Raw genomic sequence first — 20844 nt, 5'->3', positions numbered from 1 at the left:
TTTTACTGTAATAAGCTCAATCATAAATCATATTTTTCCTCATTTTCTTATGAATGCGCGACTACACAGCTAATAACAAAATGCCAATACTAACTAGGTGAACTATGTTCAAACGCTTCGAAGGTTTCACGAACGCTTTTCCAAAGCAAGAGCCCACACAACCCCCCCAAGGTATTTTTGCATTTTGTCGCTATTACACTCGTGGATTTGAAAAGCCGTTAGCTTGCATGGCGTTACTTAGTGCTATTGTTGCAATTATTGAGGTTGTGCTATTTGGTTTTATGGGTAAGTTAGTCGATTGGCTAGCAGCAAGTGATCCTAAAACATTCTTAGCTGAAAACGGGACAACCTTAATTTGGTTATCCGTGGTCGTGCTTATCGTAATGCCACTATTAGTCTTGATCTCATCATTGCTATCACACCAAACGTTACTGGGTAACTACCCAATGTCCATTCGTTGGCAAGCTCACCGTTATCTGCTCAAACAAAGCCTGTCGTTTTACCAAGATGACTTTGCCGGACGTATTGCAACTAAAGTCATGCAAACTTCTCTTGCAGTAAGAGAAACGGTAATGAAAACGGCTGATGTTTTCGTTTACGTCTCTGTTTACTTTACTTCGATGTTAGTGATCCTTGCTCAAGCGGATTGGCTATTGATGTTACCTATGTTGGCTTGGTTAATCGCTTATATTGGTATTCAAATTCACTTTATTCCTAAGCTAAAGAAGGTCGCAGCAGAGCAAGCTGATGCCCGCTCGACCATGACAGGACGAATTGTTGACAGTTATACCAATATTGCAACAGTCAAACTGTTCTCCCACAGTAAATATGAAACCGATTATGCCGAAAAAGGGATGAAGGGCTTCCTTGCAACGGTTCATCATCAAATGCGCTTGGTTACCGGATTTGATATTTGCGTTCAATTAGCTAACTACTTATTACTTTTTTCTATTTCTGTCCTTTCTATTTACCTGTGGATGCACAGTGCAATTCAAGTGGGTTCGATTGCAATTGCGATTAGTTTAGCGCTGCGTATTAATGGCATGTCGATGTGGATCATGTGGGAAGTGGGTGCGCTATTTGAAAATATGGGTACCGTTGTCGACGGTATGAAAACGCTGTCTAAGCCAGTTGAAATTGAAGATGAGCCTAACGCTAAGCCATTAGCTGTGCAAAATGGTGGCATTGAATTTGATAACGTAAGCTTTAACTATGGCGAAAATAAAGATGTTATCAACCATCTCTCGTTGAATATTAAACCTGGTGAAAAAGTTGGCTTAGTCGGTCGATCTGGCGCAGGCAAATCAACCTTAGTTAACTTGCTATTACGTTTTCATAATTTAGAAGGCGGAAATATTCGCATAGATGGGCAAGACATTGCGAAAGTTACGCAAGATTCATTACGCAGTAAAATTGGCATGGTAACGCAAGATACGTCTTTGCTTCATCGCTCTATTAAAGACAACATTCTTTATGGTGATCCTAAAGCCAGTGAAGAGCAGTTGCTTTCCGCAACTAAACAAGCACATGCCCATGAGTTCATCGAAACATTGACAGACCCGTTTGGTAATATTGGTTACGATGCTCAGGTGGGTGAACGTGGTGTTAAACTCTCAGGAGGACAACGTCAGCGTATTGCTATCTCCCGCGTATTACTGAAAAATGCGCCAATCTTAATCTTAGATGAAGCAACCTCAGCGTTGGATTCTGAAGTGGAAGCGGCGATTCAGGAAAGTTTGGTTGAATTAATGGAAGGCAAAACAGTTATCGCGATTGCCCATCGTTTATCGACTATTGCAGCGATGGATCGTCTTATCGTATTAGATAAAGGCCAGGTTATTGAGCAAGGTACACACCAAGAGCTCATCAATCAGAAAGGTATTTATGCTCAGTTATGGGCACATCAAACTGGTGGCTTCATTGGCGAAGAAAATCATCACCTTGCCACTGAAAGTTAACTATTAACTTAGCCTATGTGTGATTGATGTTAAAAGAGGTCGCTTAGCGACCTCTTTTTTATAATAAGATTATCCGTATTCAATAGCACTGCCCCTTTCATACAACTCTTCCCTTGATTCACGTTGAAACGCCTAACAGTAATATTCCTCATGAAGATAACCCACCAAAAAACAAAAGCTTAATTGAGTTACACGTTGTTACATAAGAATATTTGTTGATTATTTAATTAGCTATTATCATCCCGCTCCCTTTACAAATTTTAAATCCATTTTCCTTTTCTGAGCTTATATGGTTAATAGTCAATCAATTCTAATTGTCGATGACAGTGTAATTATTCAGCAAACGACTAAATTAATTCTGTTGAAAGCGAAATTTGAAGCACAACGAATTTATTTTGCATCAAATGCACAAGATGCAATAAAGCTTTGCCAACGCAATGTATTCGATATCATTTTTATTGATTTTAATTTAGGTCTTGGCAGCACAGGCCTTCAGTTACTTGAGCGCCTCCACCACAATCAATTGATCACTCATCATCCTTTGATTTTTATTGTTACTGCAGATGATTCAGAATCAATTTTGATGGGATTTTCTGAATACCAACCTACAGACTATTTAATTAAGCCTTTTCGTTTAGAAACACTGACAACGCGAATAAATCTCCATTTTAATAAGCATAAGTTTGAAGATGCTGTATTTAACACTTACCAATCAAAGGGTTGGTTAGGTGTACAAGAGTTTATTGAAAACTATTCTTATTGTGATAAATATTGGTCGAGTGTAACAGCCTTGGCTAAACGATTATTGCTAAATAAAGTGACGACAAGTTATAACGATATTGACGTCATGTTAAATAGTTTACTTCAACAAAATGACTATGTGCCTGCTAAATTATTATTAGCGCAATTATGGTTAGAGCAAAATAAATTTGACCAGCTTACTCCGTTGCTTACATCAATTAATTCTTCTAGCCCACAACAACACCTGACACTATTAGATCTTAAAGCTCGCTCTGCATTAAAACAGAACCGTATAAGCATAGGCTATGAATTTTGGTTAGCGGCGCATAAAGTAAGCCGTAATAATCTCTACCGCTTGTTTGGTTTAATATGGATTGAGTTTTGTCTTCAACACGACACTGAGATCGAACGTCATATCAGAGAAGCCTGTTTTTCACTGCGTTTTTCCATTTGGGATAAACCTCAAAACTACGCATTTTTAGTGTGGGTACAGCTACAACAATACAACAAAAAGCACCAGTCGATAGAGAAACTATGGTGCTCTATTAATCAGCAGCAGAAGATCACTAAGCACGATCGCGCCTATATCTATTTATTACAGGCATATCAGGCCGCTGAAAATGATTCTAATTTGATTGCGTATCGTGAATTTATGAATGCATTAAATTATGTAGAGCACCATGAATATAATGAATTACCAAGCGAATTTCTTATTATTGCGCTAAGTACAGCCATTAAGCTTTCAATGCATACTCATATAATTAAATTTGTAAAGCAGTTGACCAACATTTTCAATTTACAACCTAATGAACCACATAATGTCATTAAGCAGATGTGGCTAAAAGCGCAGACGGCTAAAATTAATGAGAGCAAGTGTGCTGAGTATAGTTATACCTTACAGTTGGTAAAACAAAAACAATTTGTGACGGCTGGACAGTTACTTTTTACATTATGGCCGATGTACCGTTTTGATATCACTTTGGCACGCTGCATAGTGGAACTATTTGCTCGTGGACACCTCGATTTATATGTTAGTGAAAAAAATACTGTCAACGAAGCAAGGTGGGTATTTGAGTCACAAGATATTAAACCTGAATGGTATAAAACATTAAAAACGAAACATACCGTACTCAACCAGCGCCTTTACTAAACGTTAATGAGAATTAAGTCATGCGTCACTTTACTTTACTAATAATTTTATTTATTAGCTCATTAACCTGGGCTGATGACAATGTTCAAAAAACAACATTAAAAGTTGGATACCTTTCATTAGATTGGTCACCGTTATCCTCACTCAATAAAAAGCAAGAAGTCGTAGGGCTATTACCTGACTATATGTCAATTATCAGCCATAACGCTGGGTACACTATTGAAAATATTGTTTATGATACGCCGACTGAAATTCTAACAGCATTAGCACGCGATGAGCTTGATGTTGCCATAGGGGTAAGCAACAGTGCAGAAAGAGAAAAGTTTTTTGCATTTAGTGAGCCTCTATTGGCTTTTCCTTACGCAATGCTTAGCTATTCGTCTTCTAATATTCTCTTAAATTTTGATGACAAGATAATCGCCATTGAAGAGAACAGTGTTCTTAGTGGTTTATTACCTCAAGTTAACGAAAGTATTACCACGATTTCAATGACTGATTCAAAAACCGCTCTCAATTCTGTTAAAAGAGGCGTGGCTGACGCTTACATCGGCAATTCAATTCTTTTAAATAAGCTACTAAAAAGTAATGATCCATCGATCCCATTTGAAGTAACAATACTTGAACAATTACCTTTAGAGCAGTTGCATCTTGCAAGTTCAATAAAAAATAGTGCCATTATCAAACAACTCAATAGCACTATCGTTGCCCTATCTAAAACAGAAATAAATTGGCTTCACAATAAATGGCTGACAAGTAATCAAATTGCTCTACTCAAGGATCCGAGTAAGATTAAACTTACTGGCGATGAAAGTCATTTTCTTGAGTCTTTAGCTACGCTAAAAATTGGTTACCAATTTGATGATAATCGTCTAAAAGATGAAGATATTCTATATCTGCAAGTTGAAGATATCGCTCAAAAAATGAGTTCAGGGCTCGGTATTAATTATGAGTTTATCCATATTAATGACTACTCCCAAGCTAAAGCGTTGCTTGCACAAGGGGATATACATATTCTTAGCGCCGTTGCCACGTCATCATTACGGAAAAAAGAACTGCTTTTTAGCATGCCTTATGGGCAAGAAGGCTGGGTTATTGTAAATAAAATATCAAAACGAAATAGCTACGGAATTACACCTAAAAATAGTATTGGTGTTATTAAATCAAGTTTTGTTAAAAACCTTGCTTTAAACTTATACCCAGATAATAAAACTATTAGTTTTGATTCAAGAAATGACATGCTTGCTGCATTGATTAATGATCAAATCGATTATGCTGTTATTTCACTTAGCCAAGCGCATGTGTTGTTACAAAATGAATACCTTGGCCAATTAAAAATTGTCCCTAGCAAGTTGGATAACCACCAACGTTCAATTAATTTTGCAGTAGATAATAACAATCTTCAGCTAAGAAATATCATTAATAAAGTGATAATGACATTGCCACCAGAAGATCTAACGAATAGTTTTAGAAAGTGGCATTCTATAACCATAAAATCTGACGTTAATTACAGCCAAATCATTGGCTGGGCGATCATAGTTACAACAGTAATTTTTAGTATTATTACTGTAATTATCTATTGGAATCGTCGTTTAAGTCGAGAGATCACACAACGGAAAAATGCCGAACAAAAGCTAACTTATCTAACGAATAATTTTGATGGTGTTTTGATTCAACACTTACAATACAGTGCAAACCCATTTGATATTGAATTTTTATTCATTAGCGAAAAAATCAATCTATTCATTGATTGTGATGCATCTAAACTATACGAAGATCCGGCTTTATTAATTGATATTTTGAAACAGCGTGAAGACTTCGAATCTCTTTATTTAACAATGCAACAGGCAGTTTCTATTGGCTATTGGAGTACTAATTTACAAATTCATTCCAACACGCTTAAACCGCGCTGGATAGAACTACGTTGCCAAATATCGGAAGTTGAAAACGGTTGGCAGTGGAATACTATTATTCTAGATATTTCGCAAACCAAAGAACAACAAGTAGCACTAATGGAAGCTAACGAGAAATCACTGGCTGCGACTGAATCTAAATCACGCTTCTTGGCCATGATGAGCCACGAGATCCGCACGCCAATCAGCGGAATTCTAAGTTTATTAGAGCTAATGGAACCACATGCGAAAACTAATGAATTACGCCAAATTCATCATAATTTGTCACAATCAGGGCGTAACTTGCTCAACATTGTCAATGATGTATTAGATTTTTCGAAAATTGAAGCTGGTAAGCTCAGTATTAACCCAAGTGAAAATAATATTTCGGATCTTATTCATGAATTAGTACAGCCCCACTCTATTCATGCACAGCAAAAAGAAATTACATTCACCTTGTGGCTCGATCCTTCCATCGCACACTGTTTGCTGTTTGATGAAGTACGTTTAACGCAAATTCTTAATAATCTTATTAACAATGCGATTAAGTTTACCGTGCAAGGAAACATTCATCTGGCTGTTGATATGATCCAAGAATCAGCATCAGAACAAAAGCTGACATTCTCTATCACTGATACGGGGATTGGTATTAAACCTAAAGATTTAGAGCGTTTATTTCAACCATTTGTTCAAGTTGAGCAAAACAGTAACCGTCGCTTTAGTGGTACAGGGCTAGGTTTATCCATTTGCCACCAATTAGCCCAACTAATGGGGGGTGAAATTGTAGCGAAAAGTGACATTAATGTTGGCACTACATTTAGTGTTACGATCCCCTTCACTGTTGTTGAAAAGAAATCTGTCAAGCCGTTACATAAACATTGTGGCTTTTTGGGCGATATTGACGAGCAGTTTTTAGAGTTATATTTACAATCATGGCATTGCTCATACACAAAAATTGCAATTGCAAATAAAGCTAAATTACCAGCATTCATTCTAACGAATAAAATCAATACGATTATCGTGAAAGACACATGGCTTACTGATCACAATATTGATGCAGCATGGTTTAAGGCTAATTTACCGTCAATAAACGTTATTACAATTAGCTCTCCGAGCCATTTTTTCACTCAAAGCACCTCGGAAGGTTATATCATTTCTTGTAATCCATTATTGCCGAATCTGTTCTATCAAGCGCTAGCAAAACAGACCTGTAAAAATACCCTATTCCCTGATATAACCACCACAGAAAAGCGTGTATACACCTATGAGCAGGCTGTTGCAAAAGGGCGTTACATTCTGGTTGCAGAAGATCACCCTATTAACCAGCAGATCCTTAAACAACAACTAGAGCAACTTAACTATGCCGTTGATATTGTCGATAACGGTCAAAAAGCACTAGATGCATTAAGCAAGAATTCATATGATCTATTACTAACAGATTGCCATATGCCAGAGCTTGATGGTTTTGAGCTGGTTAAAGCCATTCGTAAACAAGAACAGATAAAAGCTGCTAAGCCTCTTCCTGTATTGGCGTTAACAGCAGATGCGCTATCTAACGAACAATTTTTTAAAGAGATTGGATTTGATGCGTATTTAATTAAGCCAATAACATTAGATGAATTAAATACCGTATTAAACCAATGGCTACCGAGTAGAAATTGTGACAATGTCACGTCAACATATGAGCACCTCGTCCCTAATACGTTAACGGATAGTGAAAGCACAACGGATTTAGTTAATATTAACGAGCTTATTGATATCTTCGGTGATAGTGAAACAGCCTATACATTGCTCGATCAGTATCTTGCATCATGTATTAAAGACCAGCATGAATTGAATATGGCTATTAACGAAAATAATATTGAATTAGTAGGCTTAATTATTCATCGAATTAAAGGTGCAGCTCGCGTCATGACGTTCCACCAGCTTGATGCACTTTGCATCGATGTGGAAAAGGATATTCAACAGCATAGAATAGAGACTTTACAGCACCATTATGAATCATTAATAGCTTTAGTTGGTCAACTCACTCAACAAATCGATAATTTAAAAGGTAACTAAAATGCGCATACTATTGATAGAAGATCATGATTTTCAGCGCCAAGTGCTAACAACGCAGTTAGCTCGTATTATCGATCCTGTTAATGATGAAATTCATTGCGCGGTTAACGGTGCCGAAGCATTAAAAATTATGCAGCAATATCAACCACAGTTATTGTTGTGTGATTTAAATATGCCGGAAATGGATGGCATCAGTTTTCTTGGTCATATTGCAAAACAGCAGTTTAAGGGTGCTATTATAATCACCAGCGCCTTGAAACAAGATATCTTAGCCAGTGTTGAGAAAATGTGTCTTAACTATAAACTTAATTTATTAGGCACATTGGCTAAACCTACCTGTTTAAAGCAAATTAGTGCTTTAATTGAAACAGCAAAGCAAACTAATGCATTACCTGAACGCCTACCGTCTTGTGATATAAAATTGGATGAAGCCTTTATCGATCTCGCCTTTAAACAATACTGGTTTGTGCCTTACTTTCAGCCTATCGTATCGCTTGAAACAGGTGAATGGGTTGCTTGTGAAGCGTTAATACGTTTAGTGCATCCTGAATATGGTACGGTTCCGGCTTACCAGTTTATTGATCAAATCATGGCGCACAATAAAGAAAAGCAATTAGCAATTTACATTATTCATTACGTAATTTGTTATCGTTCATATTTCCATAATCGAAAAATTGCGATAAATATTTCATCTAAAACATTGGCTGATCCACATTTCATCAACTGCGTACTGAAATTAAAAGAACAATATTACGATTTAAATCAATGGTTATATTTTGAACTAACAGAGTCCGATATATTTGAATCAGTCGGTGAAGCCATTGAGTCTGCATCACGCTTGAGTATGCACGAGTTTGTTTTATCCATTGATGATTTTGGTACTGGCTATTCGTCACTTAAGCAGTTAGAAACATTAACGTTTAATTCCCTTAAACTTGATCTTGGCTTTATTCAGGCATTACCAACAAGCATTACGGCACAAGCCATTGTGGAATCATGCTTACTACTCACTAAACGCTTAGATTTAATCACTATTGCTGAAGGCGTTGAAAACCTTGCTTTATGGAAGCAATTACAGGAAATGCACTGTCAACAAGCACAGGGATATTTTATATCTCCCCCTTTGCCATATGACAGTATTGAGCAATGGTATCAGCAGTGGCAACAAAAAAGCGCCTCACTTGCTATTACTCCCGCTGAATAAAAAAAGAGTTAGTGTTTTTGAACACTAACTCTTCTTATGCCCTCTTAAAAATTACAATGCTGCAATTTCAGCTTTTCGCGTTTTAGAGGTCACACAAAAATTCCCACGGCGAGTTCGACATTTTGAGCATCTTTCACACTCAACATCGATCCGATCCCCCTCTTTCCAACGTTTGATCAGTTGTGGCTCCGTCAGTAGCGGACGTGAAAACGCAAACAATTCAATATTTGTATTATCAGCAAGCGCTTCAATTGCACAGTAATTACTTAAGCCACCAACAGTCATAACAGGCACTTTAACGTCTTCACTTATCACACGGCCATATTCGCTAAAGTAACCTTCCGCTTGAATCTCATAACCATCATGCACTTCACCAACCATAGTATCGGCTTTGCCATGAATATTGCCTGAGATGATAATGGCATCAACCCCAATCGCTTCCAGTTTTTTACAAATAACACGCGTTTCTTCAAAAGTTAATCCACCTTCAAAAAATTCTGTCGCGGTTAATTTCACTAGGATCGGGAAATCTTTACCGACTAACTTTCTGATCGCATCGTAAATTTCAATTAAGAAACGCATACGATTTTCAAGGCTACCGCCGTACTGATCTTCACGTTGGTTGTAGTAAGGGCTTAAAAACTGATTTATTAAATAAGTATGCGCCGCATGAATTTCTACACCATCAAAACCCGATTGTTGAGCACGTAAGCTTGCTTGGGCAAATGCATTAACGATGTAATCAATTTCTTTTTGTGTCATTGCTTTACCCAATGTTTGGGTACTTTTTTCACACACGGCACTAGGTGCAAAAATAACACGTTCGCCAAGATTATAGGTTGTTTTCGTGCCACCATAGGCTAACTGCATGACAATTTTTGAATCATATTGATGTACAAGCTCTGTAAGCTTTTTATATTCTTCAATAAAAGAATCGTTATACATCCCCATCATGCCTGCATTCGGCTTTTCTTCTTCTACAATATTGGCATAACCCGTGACAATTAAACCAACCTCACCTTTGGCAAGCTCTTCATAGATAGCATAAAGCTTATCTGTCATATGACCTTCTTCTGTCGCCATATTTTCCCACGTTGCACTGCGTACAAAGCGATTTTTTAACGTCATCGAACCAATGTGAGTTGTAGAAAACAAATTACTCAAGGTGAAGCCTCTTACATCTTTTTATGATTTATCATCAGATTGAAGAACAAAAAGAACAGCGACACGATCAAGGTATCGGTTCTTTTTTCTAATATCTGTCAACTTTGAACAGATGGAGGGGATAGTACTGATAAAGGAAGGTGAAAACTTTAATCTGGATTAAGTTAAAGGCAGTTCTGTAGCACGTAAAAGTAATAATTTGGCTTAAAAACGGAATATATCCACATACCCTCTGTATATAGAGCGCAGTCTTGCGAGTAATTTAGCTCATCATAATACTTTTACTTAACCGTTAGTTGCAAAGATCTGGGTTAAATGATGTCCTTTCAATACTCGCAACCCATTGCTGTAACTGCTGGTCTGTAAATAACGGTGCCTTAAATGTATGGATATAATGCATCATTGCACTTACTGATTTGACTACATTATCAGGCATCTCGGTTTTAAAAGTACAATCACCAACAAAAACCACTGCGGAATGAAATGCCGTTTCATCAACACCCAATAAATATTGAAGTGTCTTAGTATGTTGAGCATTTTGATGTAACGGGTTTTTAAATACTGATGAGCGATTAAACGATGCTTGTTGCCATACTGACTGATAGGTCCCACCAAAAATCCACCCTTTAATATTTATCGTTTCCACGACAAAAATACCGTATTGAGAAACAACAAGATGATCAATTTGCGTTGTACCACTTTCAGTAGGCAAGGTTACATTAGTTAATACTTTGTAATGTTTTGCTGGCAAAAGTTTTAATCGGTAATGAACAATTAATTCACCTGCACGACCTTTAAACCACGGTGAATTTACTAAAAACAGAATAAAAACAACCGGAATAATCCAACATAAAGGCTGTAGAGCATTAAATATTATTGATGTCATATCCATGAATTAGGTTATCCATTCCAGTAAGAACGATTACGCCTCTGTCTAACATTATTTAAGTGAAAAAATTAACGTTTTTAGAGATAAAATACTAAGTCAAAAATATGGCAGTATATTTACTGTTTTTAAAGGTCAAAAATGTAACGTTTTAATACACATGAAATTATATTGAAAAATACACATGGCGTTACATATAAAGCTATTATACAAATCATGAAATACAACTATTTGAGTATCGTTTAAATTTTACTTCTATTTCTACAAATGGAATTTAATTATACCGCTGTTTCATAGTAAAATATTTGCATTATGAATGCGTAAAAGGCATGTTATTAGGCTTTAATTAAAATCTAATTTCGTGGAGTTATATTAGTGTTTAAGCGTTCTACCTCACTTGTTGCACTTACTTTTTCTGTTTTTAGTATTTCTAATGCTTTTGCTGATACCACTCAACATAATACCTACCAAGCTGTCCCGTCCAAAAATGAGTTGATCACTCAAACTGATTTTGGCAATCAAACCTATGTTTTTCACTTTAGTAGCGGCTCACATCAACTCGCCCGTATCGACTTTATCGACCATATGCCTACTAACCAAAGTGTATGTAAAAGTTGGAAATATGTTTCAGCGCTAAGTAATTACAATGTGGCTAAACAAACCTTATTACGTGTATCTACTAGCTTCGATCCAAGCAATAACACCTGTACGGCCTATGCTTACGCCAGTAATAATGGCGCACAAATGTCGCAAGTTCTTGACCTATTTCAAACTAAAAACTACGTTGACATCGCAGGTTTCAACTTATCGGCTGACGGTTTTACCGCAGCAGTAAACGCACTGTAATCAAAGCCTTAATATCAACAAGAGATCCAAGTACTATTTAGTGATACTCAAATATTCATTTTCTTGGATCCTTACTCTCCGATACGTTTCACGATCACTTCTCCCCTTGCAACTAATCTAAAACTGACACACCAGTAAATGTTAATAAATCTTATTACCATTCATTAATGGATCCTTATCTCTCAATAAAACACATTTATAACGATAATTATTATCATTACTATTTCGAAAATTTTTTAAGGATAGCCATTTTGAAAACGCCCATTAAAACGTTGCTTTCTCTAACTGTTGGCTTAACAGTTTCCAATATCGCTTTAGCAAGCACCTATCCCATCACAGTAACGGATGTTGCGGGTAGACAAGTTACCTTTGATCATCAACCTCAAAACATTGCACTTTCAACCAGTCGAATTTTTCCATTGCTAGAAATTATTTATCAAAAAGAAGCAGAAAAGCACCTTGTTGCGGCAAGAGATGATATGCGAGTTTCAGCGCCAAGCATGTATGCTAGCTATATTAAGCAATACCCCTCACTAAAAAATGTTCCGACTATTGGTCTTATTAAGTCTGGAGAATTTGATGTTGAACGGTTTATTAATCTAAAACCTAAACCTGATCTTTTTATTGTTGATCTATCAAATATTAAGTTGGCTGAAGATAAAGGCTTATTGAAAAAACTCAATGATGCTGGCATTAAAGTATTAACGGTCGATTTCCGTGAAAATCCACTCAAAAACACAGTGAAATCAGTACAGGTTTTCGCTGATGCTGTTAACCGCTCAAAGCAAGGCGATGCATTCGCCAAATACTATACAAGTCACTTGAATGTGATAAAAGAGACACTGGCACAGCACCCAAACACACCGACTCCGCGCGTGTTTATTGAACGCGCTGCAGGTTACAGTGACTCCTGCTGCCGTACTTTTGCTAATGGTAATATGGGCGCTTACATCCCAATGCTTAAAGCTGAAAATATTGCGATAGCGCCACTTGATGGTTCTGAAACTGGACAGATGTCACCAGAGACAGTCATTACCTCACAGCCTGATGTTTATATTATGCAAACAACCGGTTGGATCACCAATGACGGTCAGCCAACAAGTGGGATTCCTCTTGGTTACTCTCCTAACCATGCTGCAATTAAACAAGCGACCACCGATTTGATGAATCGACCATGGCTACAAGCACTAACAGCGTATCAACAAAAGAATGTTTATTCGATTTATATGCCATTTTACAACTCGCCGTATAACTTAGTGGCGATTGAGTATTTTGCAAAATGGTTACACCCTTCACTTTTTTCAACGTTACAGCCAGAAAAGACATTTGAAGAGATGAACCTTAAGTTTGGTCATCGTCATCTGAGTGGTCAGTTTGGTCAAGATAACTTCAAGGCAATGAATCAGTGAATAGCATTACAGTTGAATTGAGAGCTCACCATATTCGTTCTCGTAATAAAAGAATCGCACTGATCAGCCTTGCCATATTAAGTGTGTTATTTGTCATTATTGATGTGCTTATTGGCTCACAAGGCCTCTCTTTTTCACAAGTGATCCAAGCGATTTTTTCACCAAGCCAAAGTGCTATCGCCAGTCGAGTCATTGTATGGGATATACGTATGCCAATGTCACTCATGGCGCCTTTTATTGGGGGGGCATTAGCCTTGGCAGGCGCACAAATGCAAACAACATTGCGTAACCCGCTAGCGGATCCTTATACCTTTGGCGTTTCAGCAGCGGCAGGATTCGGCGCGTCTTTAGTTATCACCCATGTTGTTGCTCTACCCTTTATCCCAGCACAATATCAAATAGCCGTGATGGCGTTCATTATGTGTTTATTAACGACGTTATTGATCGCAGGGATTTCATCGATAAGGCGTATTTCAATTGAAGGTGTGATGTTATTTGGTGTTGCCGTTATGTTTGCATACGATAGTTTGCTGATCATGATGCAATACATTGCCAGCGAAACCCAATTGCAAACTTTAGTCTTCTGGCAAATGGGATCGCTAGATCGCGGTAGCTGGGAAAAAATTGTTTTCTTACTGATTTTGTTACCCATTGTATTAATCATTATGATGAAAGATGCTTGGCGATTATCTTCATTAAAAATGGGACAAGAACGTGCAGAATCGATGGGAATTAATGTCAAACGTCTACGTATGAAGACCTTAGTGTTAGTTTCAATTATTACTTCTATCTCGGTTTCATTTGTTGGCGCAGTCGGATTTGTAGGTTTAGTGGCTCCGCATATTGCACGGATGGTTTTAGGTGAAGATCAACGCTTCTTCTTGCCCGCATCATTCTTAGTTGGAGCGGTATTATTAGAGTTAGCCTCTATTGCGAGTAAAGCAATTATGCCAGGGATCATTTTGCCTCTTACTGTTGTAATGTCGATTGTTGGGATCCCTTTCTTTATCTTTCTTGTGATTAAAAAAGGGGGACGCTAGCATGAGCCTTGATATCAATCATGTCACAGTGACATTTGGTAAACAGTCGGTCTTGAATGACTTAACATTGCCCACTATTCACTGCGGCGAAATGGTAGCCTTGATAGGAAAAAACGGTGCAGGTAAATCGACACTCTTGCGCCAAATGACTGCGCTGCTTAAACAATATCCTGAACAAATTCGATACCTTAAACAACCGCTTTCATTAAAGGATATAGGCTATTTACCGCAAGAGCATCGTATCCACGCTAACGTTACGGTACTCGAGTTATTGATCACGACAATGAACATTCACTCAACGTCTTTGATCGCGAAAAAAGAAAGTGCAGAGCAAGGGTTATTCTTATTAAAAGATATGGGGATTTTACATCTCGCTAATAAACAATGTTTTGCACTCTCTGGTGGTGAAAGCCAAATGGTAGGACTTGCCCAAGCGTTAATAAACACCCCTAAAGTATTGCTGTTAGATGAGCCAACTTCAGCACTTGATATGCAAAACCAATTGCGATTACTCAATTATGTTCGCTCCTATACTAAACGCACAGGGGCATGTGTAATTATGGTGATCCACGATCTTAACTTGGCGCTTCAATATGCCGACCATATTGCTGTACTACATAACGGCAAATTATTTGATTATGGCTCGCCTAAAACAACAGTAACGAGTGAGCTTATTTCTGCGGTATTTAATGTTGATTCGCATATCATTATGGTTGATCACACCCCTATTGTAGTCTTGAAAACAACGCATTAAATAATAATAACAACTAAAAAGCCCGTAACAGAACAATGTGCGTCTGTTACGGGCAAGTATTTGATGACTTATGATATGGGCTAAATATTAGTTTGTTGATACCACGATTTTCTTACCTAATGACATCGCAAGATTATTATCATAATAAGCGGCTTCATTAATAAAGTGAGGGTACGCTTCATAATCCCCTTCCCAGAAAATCTCTGTACCATCGAACAAGGTGAAAATAGGGTCGCCTGAGCGCAGTGGTTCAAAATCATTATCTTGAACAGATTGATGAACCATACCAATTCGCTCCCCTTGTTCATCTACTGGAAGCTTGAGGGTTTCTTCATAACGGTAAGCGTCATAACTTGCAGGTAAGTCAGGCACTTCATTAGTGTTATTTAAATGAACAAAATCCAAAATATGTTTTGTCATCGCTTCCATCCAATCTAATACATCCTGACGGATAACCGATTGTGGTTGCGGCCCTATTTCAACGATCACACCTTGCTTGGCAATTGAGCAAAGAAATAAATGCTCATTAACAGAGGTATGATCTTCAAATACCACCACTGCTTTTGGCATTTTAGACTTAACATACGCCCCTAACTGACGATTAAATAGATCAGACTGAAGTAAGATTAACGAAGGTCCCATATTACTGGTGGTATTATGCAGATCGATAATAAAATCAGTATTTGCCTTTCCTTTTGGTCCAATTTGCTGATTAATTGCTTTAGCGCGAGTCTGTTCATAACTCGTCAGCTCATTATTCACGAGATCATCAATACCAAATTGGCGATTCAAATCATGATCAACATATCGCTTATTTTCACCGTATGCTTTTGGGTTAGCAAAGACAGTGTCGACAGAAAAACTCTCACGCGCTAATTGTAGGGGATCACTTTGCCACTTTTTGAGTAAGTAAATACCACTAAATTCATTACCGTGAGTACCACCAACAACTGCAACTTTATTTATCTTACTCATCCTTGACCTTCCTAATATCCAAACCTTTTTATCAGTGTACTGATAATATACATCGATACCAGTCTATTTTATCAACCAAAAAGCTATAGATTAGAATTTAATAGGTCGTGTTTGCGCTAATTTAAGATACGAATGCAGCTCGCCATTTTTGTACTCGATGGCGGAATGGATATTAGCGTGACGGTTAGCAAAGACAGTAAAGCGATAGGTATTTTCTGCTTTTTTAATTTCTATTTCGATCGCTCCATCTACTAGCTCCCAATAGCCAGTGGTGTGTAGACGATTGAATAGCGTGTATTCATCAAGCGTTCCGTCATCATGTAACCTTAACTCTGTTATGTACCCTGCACTACAAGTTTTTAACCATACCTGCTCCACAATTTCATTGTGTTCAAAATTGCGTTTGGTTTCTAACCATAGATTCATTTGTTGTTGCTGTTCAACAGCTAATGGCAGGAGATCGTCTAAAGTGAATAAACGTACGCGCTCTGTTTCACGATAAAACAACTGTAAAAGTTGAAGTGTTTTTTTCTCAAACATCCCTGCCACCCAATAATAAATAAATGCAATAAAGTATTTACACAGCTATTGATAGCAAAGATATTCGGTTTGGTATCACAATGTCACTTCTTTACAGCAACTTATGCCGCAAAGGTCACATTAATATTGGTTAAAAATTCACTTTACCTCTGAGGTTTTTGGTTTTCCCTCGCTGGGTTTTCTTATCGACACGACGTACCTGTGAGTTTTTCGTAGGACGTGTCGCTTTACGCGCTTTTTGTGTTGTCATAACACTTTGAATAAGTGTTTTTAGACGTGCTAACGCTTCATCACGGTTCATCTCTTGGGTACGATGTTGTTGACTTTTAATAACAATGACACCCTCTTTTGTGATACGGCTATCAGATAGTTTTAAAAGGCGTTCTTTGTAAAAGCCAGGTAAGGATGAACGATTGATATCAAACCGCAAATGGATTGCGCTCGACACTTTGTTGACGTTCTGACCACCAGCACCTTGAGCTCGGATAGCGGTAAGCTCTATTTCCCAATCGGCAAGTTGGACTGAATTTGAAATAACTAACATGTATTTACTCTCTGCATTTCTTACGTCAATTTTACCATAGAGAGCGTTAAATCGTTATATAGCAATATGGAAAGAAATAGTTATGCCTTCTTCATACTCAGAGCCACAACAAGGATCTAAATACTGTAATAGAAGCCAGTTAAGTATATCTCTGTATGCCGTGATCTTCTTGGCAAGTTTGTACTACTACACTAGTTTTTTATCATCAACACAACTACCCTCAAACGTCATTATTTAGCAGAAATAGTATACTTACATGGAGCTCATTATTCGTCTTTTATCTGATTTAGGACACGATCTTCGTCCTTGGTTAGATGATATTTCAACCGCGATTGTCGCTTGTTCATTGGTTGTTTTCGGTGGGGATTTTAATCGTTTTTTACGCAGGCATTTGTCCCATTACAATTTTATTATTAGGACTATTGTATTTATTCTCGTCAATGCCTTCGGTTATGGCTTTTTAATTATCAATTTATCACCTTGGGTATATCGTGAGCTGTTAAATCTTCCTAATTATTTGTCAGTTTGTATTATAAGCATCTTTTTTATCTTTATTGGCTGTTGGGCACAACGAAATAAACATATATAAAAAAAGCGACCATAACGGTCGCTTTTTTTAAATTCATTAACAACTAGTACTGTGAATTAGTCACGACTTCTTCACCGAAAACACCATTTTTAGCAATTGGTCGGTTACTTGAGTTGGCAGCTCGCATAATACGAATGCCTTCTGCTCCCGCTTTGCGAGCTGAAATAATATCACCGTCAGAATCACCATAATATAACTTAATATTATTTTCTTTTATGTAAGGCGTTTTAGTAAATTCTGTTTTACTTGATCCTGCAAATATCACCTTATGCATATTTTTAATACCAAATACATCTTTTAAATATTGCGTGGTAATTTCACATTTTGACGCTGTACGACCTGTAATAAAGTAAATTTGATCGCCACGTTTTTGGTGCATAGCAATCAACTCTTTACCTATTTGCTTTGGTAAACTAAATTTCTCCCACTCACAGTTCATTTTATCCCAGAACTTCTGCTCATGCAGGTATGAAAAACTATTTGGAGAAAACTCCTGCTTACCACGATAGAAACCCGGTGTACTGAATAATACCGTGTCATCAATGTCAAAGCCGACAGCCATTGGTGGCTTACCTTTTAATTTTTCAGCAATTTGCTTAACTGAGATCCAATGGACGTCTTTTGGTTGCCCCATTTCCATTATTTGGATCGTACTATAACCAGGATCAGTCGCCGGTACTTTAGGATCCGCAAAAGCCGCTGTAGAAAGTGTAGATAAAGCAAATAATGAGCTAACGGCTAATAATGTAATTTTTTTATTCATAATAAGATCTCTGTTCATTCGTTATGAATAATTTACAACAAAAGTATTCATAATTATGCGCAATACATCACAATGATATTTTCAAATAATGAAAAATAAGATCTATATTTTATATAACAATTTAATTAACTCACTTTCTTCTATTGAATTTTTTATTTAAAAATAAACATTTCTATAATATTTAACAATTTGATTCAGGTTACATTCATACTCTATATCATTTAATTGGTGATAATTAATACGCTATCTAACGTATAGAGATAAAATGAAAAAACTAATTTTACCGCTTATGGTGACAGTACTATTAGCTGGCTGTAATGAAACAACAGTAGTTAATAATAAAGACTTTAGCCCTGAGCAAAAAGCGCAAATTGAAAAGATTGCCAGCCAATATATTATTGAGCACCCTGAAGTTTTAGTAAAAGCATCAGAAACACTGCAAAAGCAACAGATGGAAAAGCAGGTACAATCAGCGAAGCAAACTGTTGTCGCTTATGCTGACCAACTTATTAAAGATGCTAAAACACCATATGTTGGCCCTAAAGATGCCAAAGTAAACGTTATTGAGTTTTTTGATTACCAATGCATGTTCTGCTCAAAAATTTCACCTATCGTGAAACAACTTGAAGCTGAAAACCCCGATGTAAAATTCATTTTCAAAGAAACGCCAATCTTTGCATCACGTTGGGAAGCTTCAAAATATGCGGCAGATATGGGTAACTGGATTTTTGCCCATAAAGGCAGTGACCTTTACAGTAAATACCATAATGCCGTATTTGCCTCAGGTAAAGATGAAGGCAAATTAACCAAACAAGATGTTAATGATATTGCAACTAAGTTGGGCATTGATATTAGTAAGTTTGATGCAAACAATAGTTTTGAAGGCAACTTCCAGCTATTTAGTAAATTAGGTTTTCAAGGAACACCGGCATTAATTGTTATGCCAACAGATAATGTAACCACAGACAATGTTCACATTATTAATGGCTACGATCCTCAGGGGCTTAAAGATGCCATTGCGGAAGTAAAGAGCAACGCTAAATAATTCAGTACGTTATTAAGCGAGTATCAAGCCAGTCAGGAAGACTGGCTTTTTACTATAAAAAACCTACGTAAACACGAAACTCAAGCCTATAAATATAATCTAGTAATACTGAAACATCTTTTGTACATCACGATAATCATTTGTTTGCGTTAATGACAGCATTAATAGAATACGGGCTTTTTGGGGATTTAGAGTTCCGGATGCAACAAAACCATATTTAGTGTCATCGATTTCTGCCGCAAGTGTTGTCGCGCCAGTAGGTACACGAGAACTCCGAACGACCATGATCCCGTCTTTACTTGCTTTAGCGAGTTGTTCGAAAATACCTTTATAAATATTACCATTACCAACACCAGCACTCACAATACCATCAAATTTTGCATCAATTAGCGCTTTAACAGGTAAGTCAGAGGCGTTGGAATAGTTATAAACGATCCCGACTTTAGGTAAGGTTTTCACTTTCGATATATCAAACCTAGAATCTTTCGTATTATGACGCTCTGGACTGCGTTGATACACCGCATCGCCATTATGGATATAACCTAACTCACCAAAATTAGGTGATTTAAATGTATCGACAGCTGTTGTACTGGTCTTAGTGACATCACGCGCATCCAAAATCACATCATTCATCGCCATTAACACACCGCGGCCTTTTGAATCAGTGTCAGCAGCGGTGATCACAGCATTGTATAAGTTAACAGGTCCATCAGCACTCATCGCGGTTGATGGGCGCATTGCACCCACTAATACAACAGGCTTATCACTCTTCACGGTTAAATTTAAAAAGTATGCTGTTTCTTCCATGGTGTCAGTACCATGTGTAATAACAATACCGTCAACATCGTCTTTCGCTAAGAGTTCATTGACACGTTTAGCTAACGTAAGCCATACCTGATCATTCATGTCTTGCGAACCAATATTCGCAACTTGCTCGCCACTGATATCGGCAATTTTTGTCATTTCCGGTACAGCATTAATAAGGGCATCAATACCGACTTGTCCTGACGTATACGCACTGCCTGTTGCCGATTGCCCTGCACCAGCTATTGTTCCACCCGTTGCTAATATCTTAATATTAGGCAGTTCAGTACCTTGAGCAAAAGAGGATGATTGAAAACTTAAACCAGCAACCAAGATACCTAAGCAAACTAAATTCTTTTTCATTAATACTTCTCTCGATATTTATTACAAAATATTTATAAATTGAGAGTAGTTATTAATAGAAATCATTTTTGCGCAGAGAATCACCCTTCATATAAATGATAATTCGATATTCATCACAC

The 20844-nt window shown here is 37.3% G+C and carries 17 protein-coding genes; 10 read left to right on the top strand and 7 right to left on the bottom strand.

The annotated features are described in order from the left end of the window. Positions 1–104: 104 nt before the first annotated feature. The 4 genes from C9J38_RS13835 to C9J38_RS13820 all read left to right on the top strand — a co-directional run bounded on the left by C9J38_RS13835 (position 105) and on the right by C9J38_RS13820 (position 9003). Positions 105–1958 (top strand): ABC transporter ATP-binding protein, encoded by a 1854-nt coding sequence (locus tag C9J38_RS13835; protein ID WP_107207602.1) that lies wholly within the window; start codon positions 105–107, stop codon positions 1956–1958. Positions 1959–2247: 289 nt separating this feature from the next. Then, complete coding sequence (locus C9J38_RS13830; RefSeq protein WP_107207601.1) at positions 2248–3849, top strand: response regulator; 1602 nt, start codon at positions 2248–2250, stop codon at positions 3847–3849. Positions 3850–3869: 20 nt separating this feature from the next. Continuing rightward, complete coding sequence (locus tag C9J38_RS13825) at positions 3870–7799, top strand: transporter substrate-binding domain-containing protein (RefSeq protein WP_107207600.1); 3930 nt, start codon at positions 3870–3872, stop codon at positions 7797–7799. A 1-nt stretch (position 7800) separates the two neighbouring features. Next, positions 7801–9003, top strand: a complete 1203-nt coding sequence (locus tag C9J38_RS13820) for an EAL domain-containing protein (RefSeq protein ID WP_107207599.1) — start codon at positions 7801–7803, stop codon at positions 9001–9003. A gap of 51 nt (positions 9004–9054) precedes the next feature. Here the strand turns inward: C9J38_RS13820 and C9J38_RS13815 are convergent, their stop codons facing one another. Further along, a complete protein-coding gene (locus C9J38_RS13815) occupies positions 9055–10167 on the bottom strand; it encodes an NADH:flavin oxidoreductase (RefSeq protein ID WP_107207598.1) in 1113 nt (370 codons plus the stop codon). Positions 10168–10459: 292 nt separating this feature from the next. Then, positions 10460–11059 (bottom strand): nuclease-related domain-containing protein, encoded by a 600-nt coding sequence (locus C9J38_RS13810; RefSeq protein ID WP_107207597.1) that lies wholly within the window; start codon positions 11057–11059, stop codon positions 10460–10462. A gap of 369 nt (positions 11060–11428) precedes the next feature. Between C9J38_RS13810 and C9J38_RS13805 the strand changes: the two genes are divergently transcribed. The 4 genes from C9J38_RS13805 (at position 11429) to C9J38_RS13790 (ending at position 15102) form a co-directional block, all read left to right on the top strand. After that, the gene (locus C9J38_RS13805) at positions 11429–11899 is read left to right on the top strand and encodes a hypothetical protein (protein ID WP_107207596.1); all 471 of its coding nucleotides are present in this window, start codon (positions 11429–11431) and stop codon (positions 11897–11899) included. A gap of 251 nt (positions 11900–12150) precedes the next feature. Further along, the gene (locus tag C9J38_RS13800; protein ID WP_107207595.1) at positions 12151–13308 is read left to right on the top strand and encodes an ABC transporter substrate-binding protein; all 1158 of its coding nucleotides are present in this window, start codon (positions 12151–12153) and stop codon (positions 13306–13308) included. After that, positions 13305–14348, top strand: a complete 1044-nt coding sequence (locus C9J38_RS13795; protein WP_107207594.1) for an iron ABC transporter permease — start codon at positions 13305–13307, stop codon at positions 14346–14348. The genes C9J38_RS13800 and C9J38_RS13795 overlap by 4 nt, the downstream gene beginning before the upstream one ends. Position 14349: 1 nt before the next feature. Next, positions 14350–15102 (top strand): ABC transporter ATP-binding protein, encoded by a 753-nt coding sequence (locus C9J38_RS13790; RefSeq protein ID WP_107207593.1) that lies wholly within the window; start codon positions 14350–14352, stop codon positions 15100–15102. An 87-nt stretch (positions 15103–15189) separates the two neighbouring features. Here C9J38_RS13790 and C9J38_RS13785 read toward each other — a convergent pair whose 3' ends face one another. The 3 genes from C9J38_RS13785 to arfB form a co-directional block, all read right to left on the bottom strand. Further along, positions 15190–16077, bottom strand: coding sequence for an aspartoacylase (locus C9J38_RS13785; protein ID WP_107207592.1), 888 nt, complete (start codon positions 16075–16077; stop codon positions 15190–15192). Between the two features lie 90 nt (positions 16078–16167). Further along, positions 16168–16617: a hypothetical protein gene (locus C9J38_RS13780; RefSeq protein ID WP_107207591.1), complete on the bottom strand. Its 450-nt coding sequence runs from the start codon at positions 16615–16617 to the stop codon at positions 16168–16170. A gap of 130 nt (positions 16618–16747) precedes the next feature. After that, complete coding sequence (arfB, locus tag C9J38_RS13775) at positions 16748–17161, bottom strand: alternative ribosome rescue aminoacyl-tRNA hydrolase ArfB (protein WP_107207590.1); 414 nt, start codon at positions 17159–17161, stop codon at positions 16748–16750. Between the two features lie 256 nt (positions 17162–17417). Here arfB and C9J38_RS13770 point away from each other — a divergent pair, with 256 nt between their 5' ends. Continuing rightward, a complete protein-coding gene (locus C9J38_RS13770; protein WP_107207589.1) occupies positions 17418–17750 on the top strand; it encodes a DUF3392 domain-containing protein in 333 nt (110 codons plus the stop codon). A gap of 43 nt (positions 17751–17793) precedes the next feature. Here the strand turns inward: C9J38_RS13770 and aphA are convergent, their stop codons facing one another. Then, the gene (gene aphA, locus C9J38_RS13765; RefSeq protein WP_107207588.1) at positions 17794–18513 is read right to left on the bottom strand and encodes an acid phosphatase AphA; all 720 of its coding nucleotides are present in this window, start codon (positions 18511–18513) and stop codon (positions 17794–17796) included. Between the two features lie 265 nt (positions 18514–18778). Between aphA and C9J38_RS13760 the strand changes: the two genes are divergently transcribed. After that, a complete protein-coding gene (locus C9J38_RS13760) occupies positions 18779–19558 on the top strand; it encodes a thioredoxin domain-containing protein (protein ID WP_107207587.1) in 780 nt (259 codons plus the stop codon). A gap of 99 nt (positions 19559–19657) precedes the next feature. On the opposite strand, the gene ansB is transcribed toward C9J38_RS13760, so the two are convergent. After that, positions 19658–20725, bottom strand: a complete 1068-nt coding sequence (gene ansB / locus C9J38_RS13755; protein WP_107207586.1) for an L-asparaginase 2 — start codon at positions 20723–20725, stop codon at positions 19658–19660. Positions 20726–20844: the final 119 nt, after the last annotated feature.

The sequence above is a fragment of the Photobacterium sp. GB-210 genome (genome assembly GCF_003026075.1).
In the GTDB taxonomy this organism is placed as follows: domain Bacteria; phylum Pseudomonadota; class Gammaproteobacteria; order Enterobacterales; family Vibrionaceae; genus Photobacterium.
The sequence above is the reverse complement of the archived record's forward strand: the minus strand, read 5'-3'. Positions and strand labels throughout refer to the sequence as shown.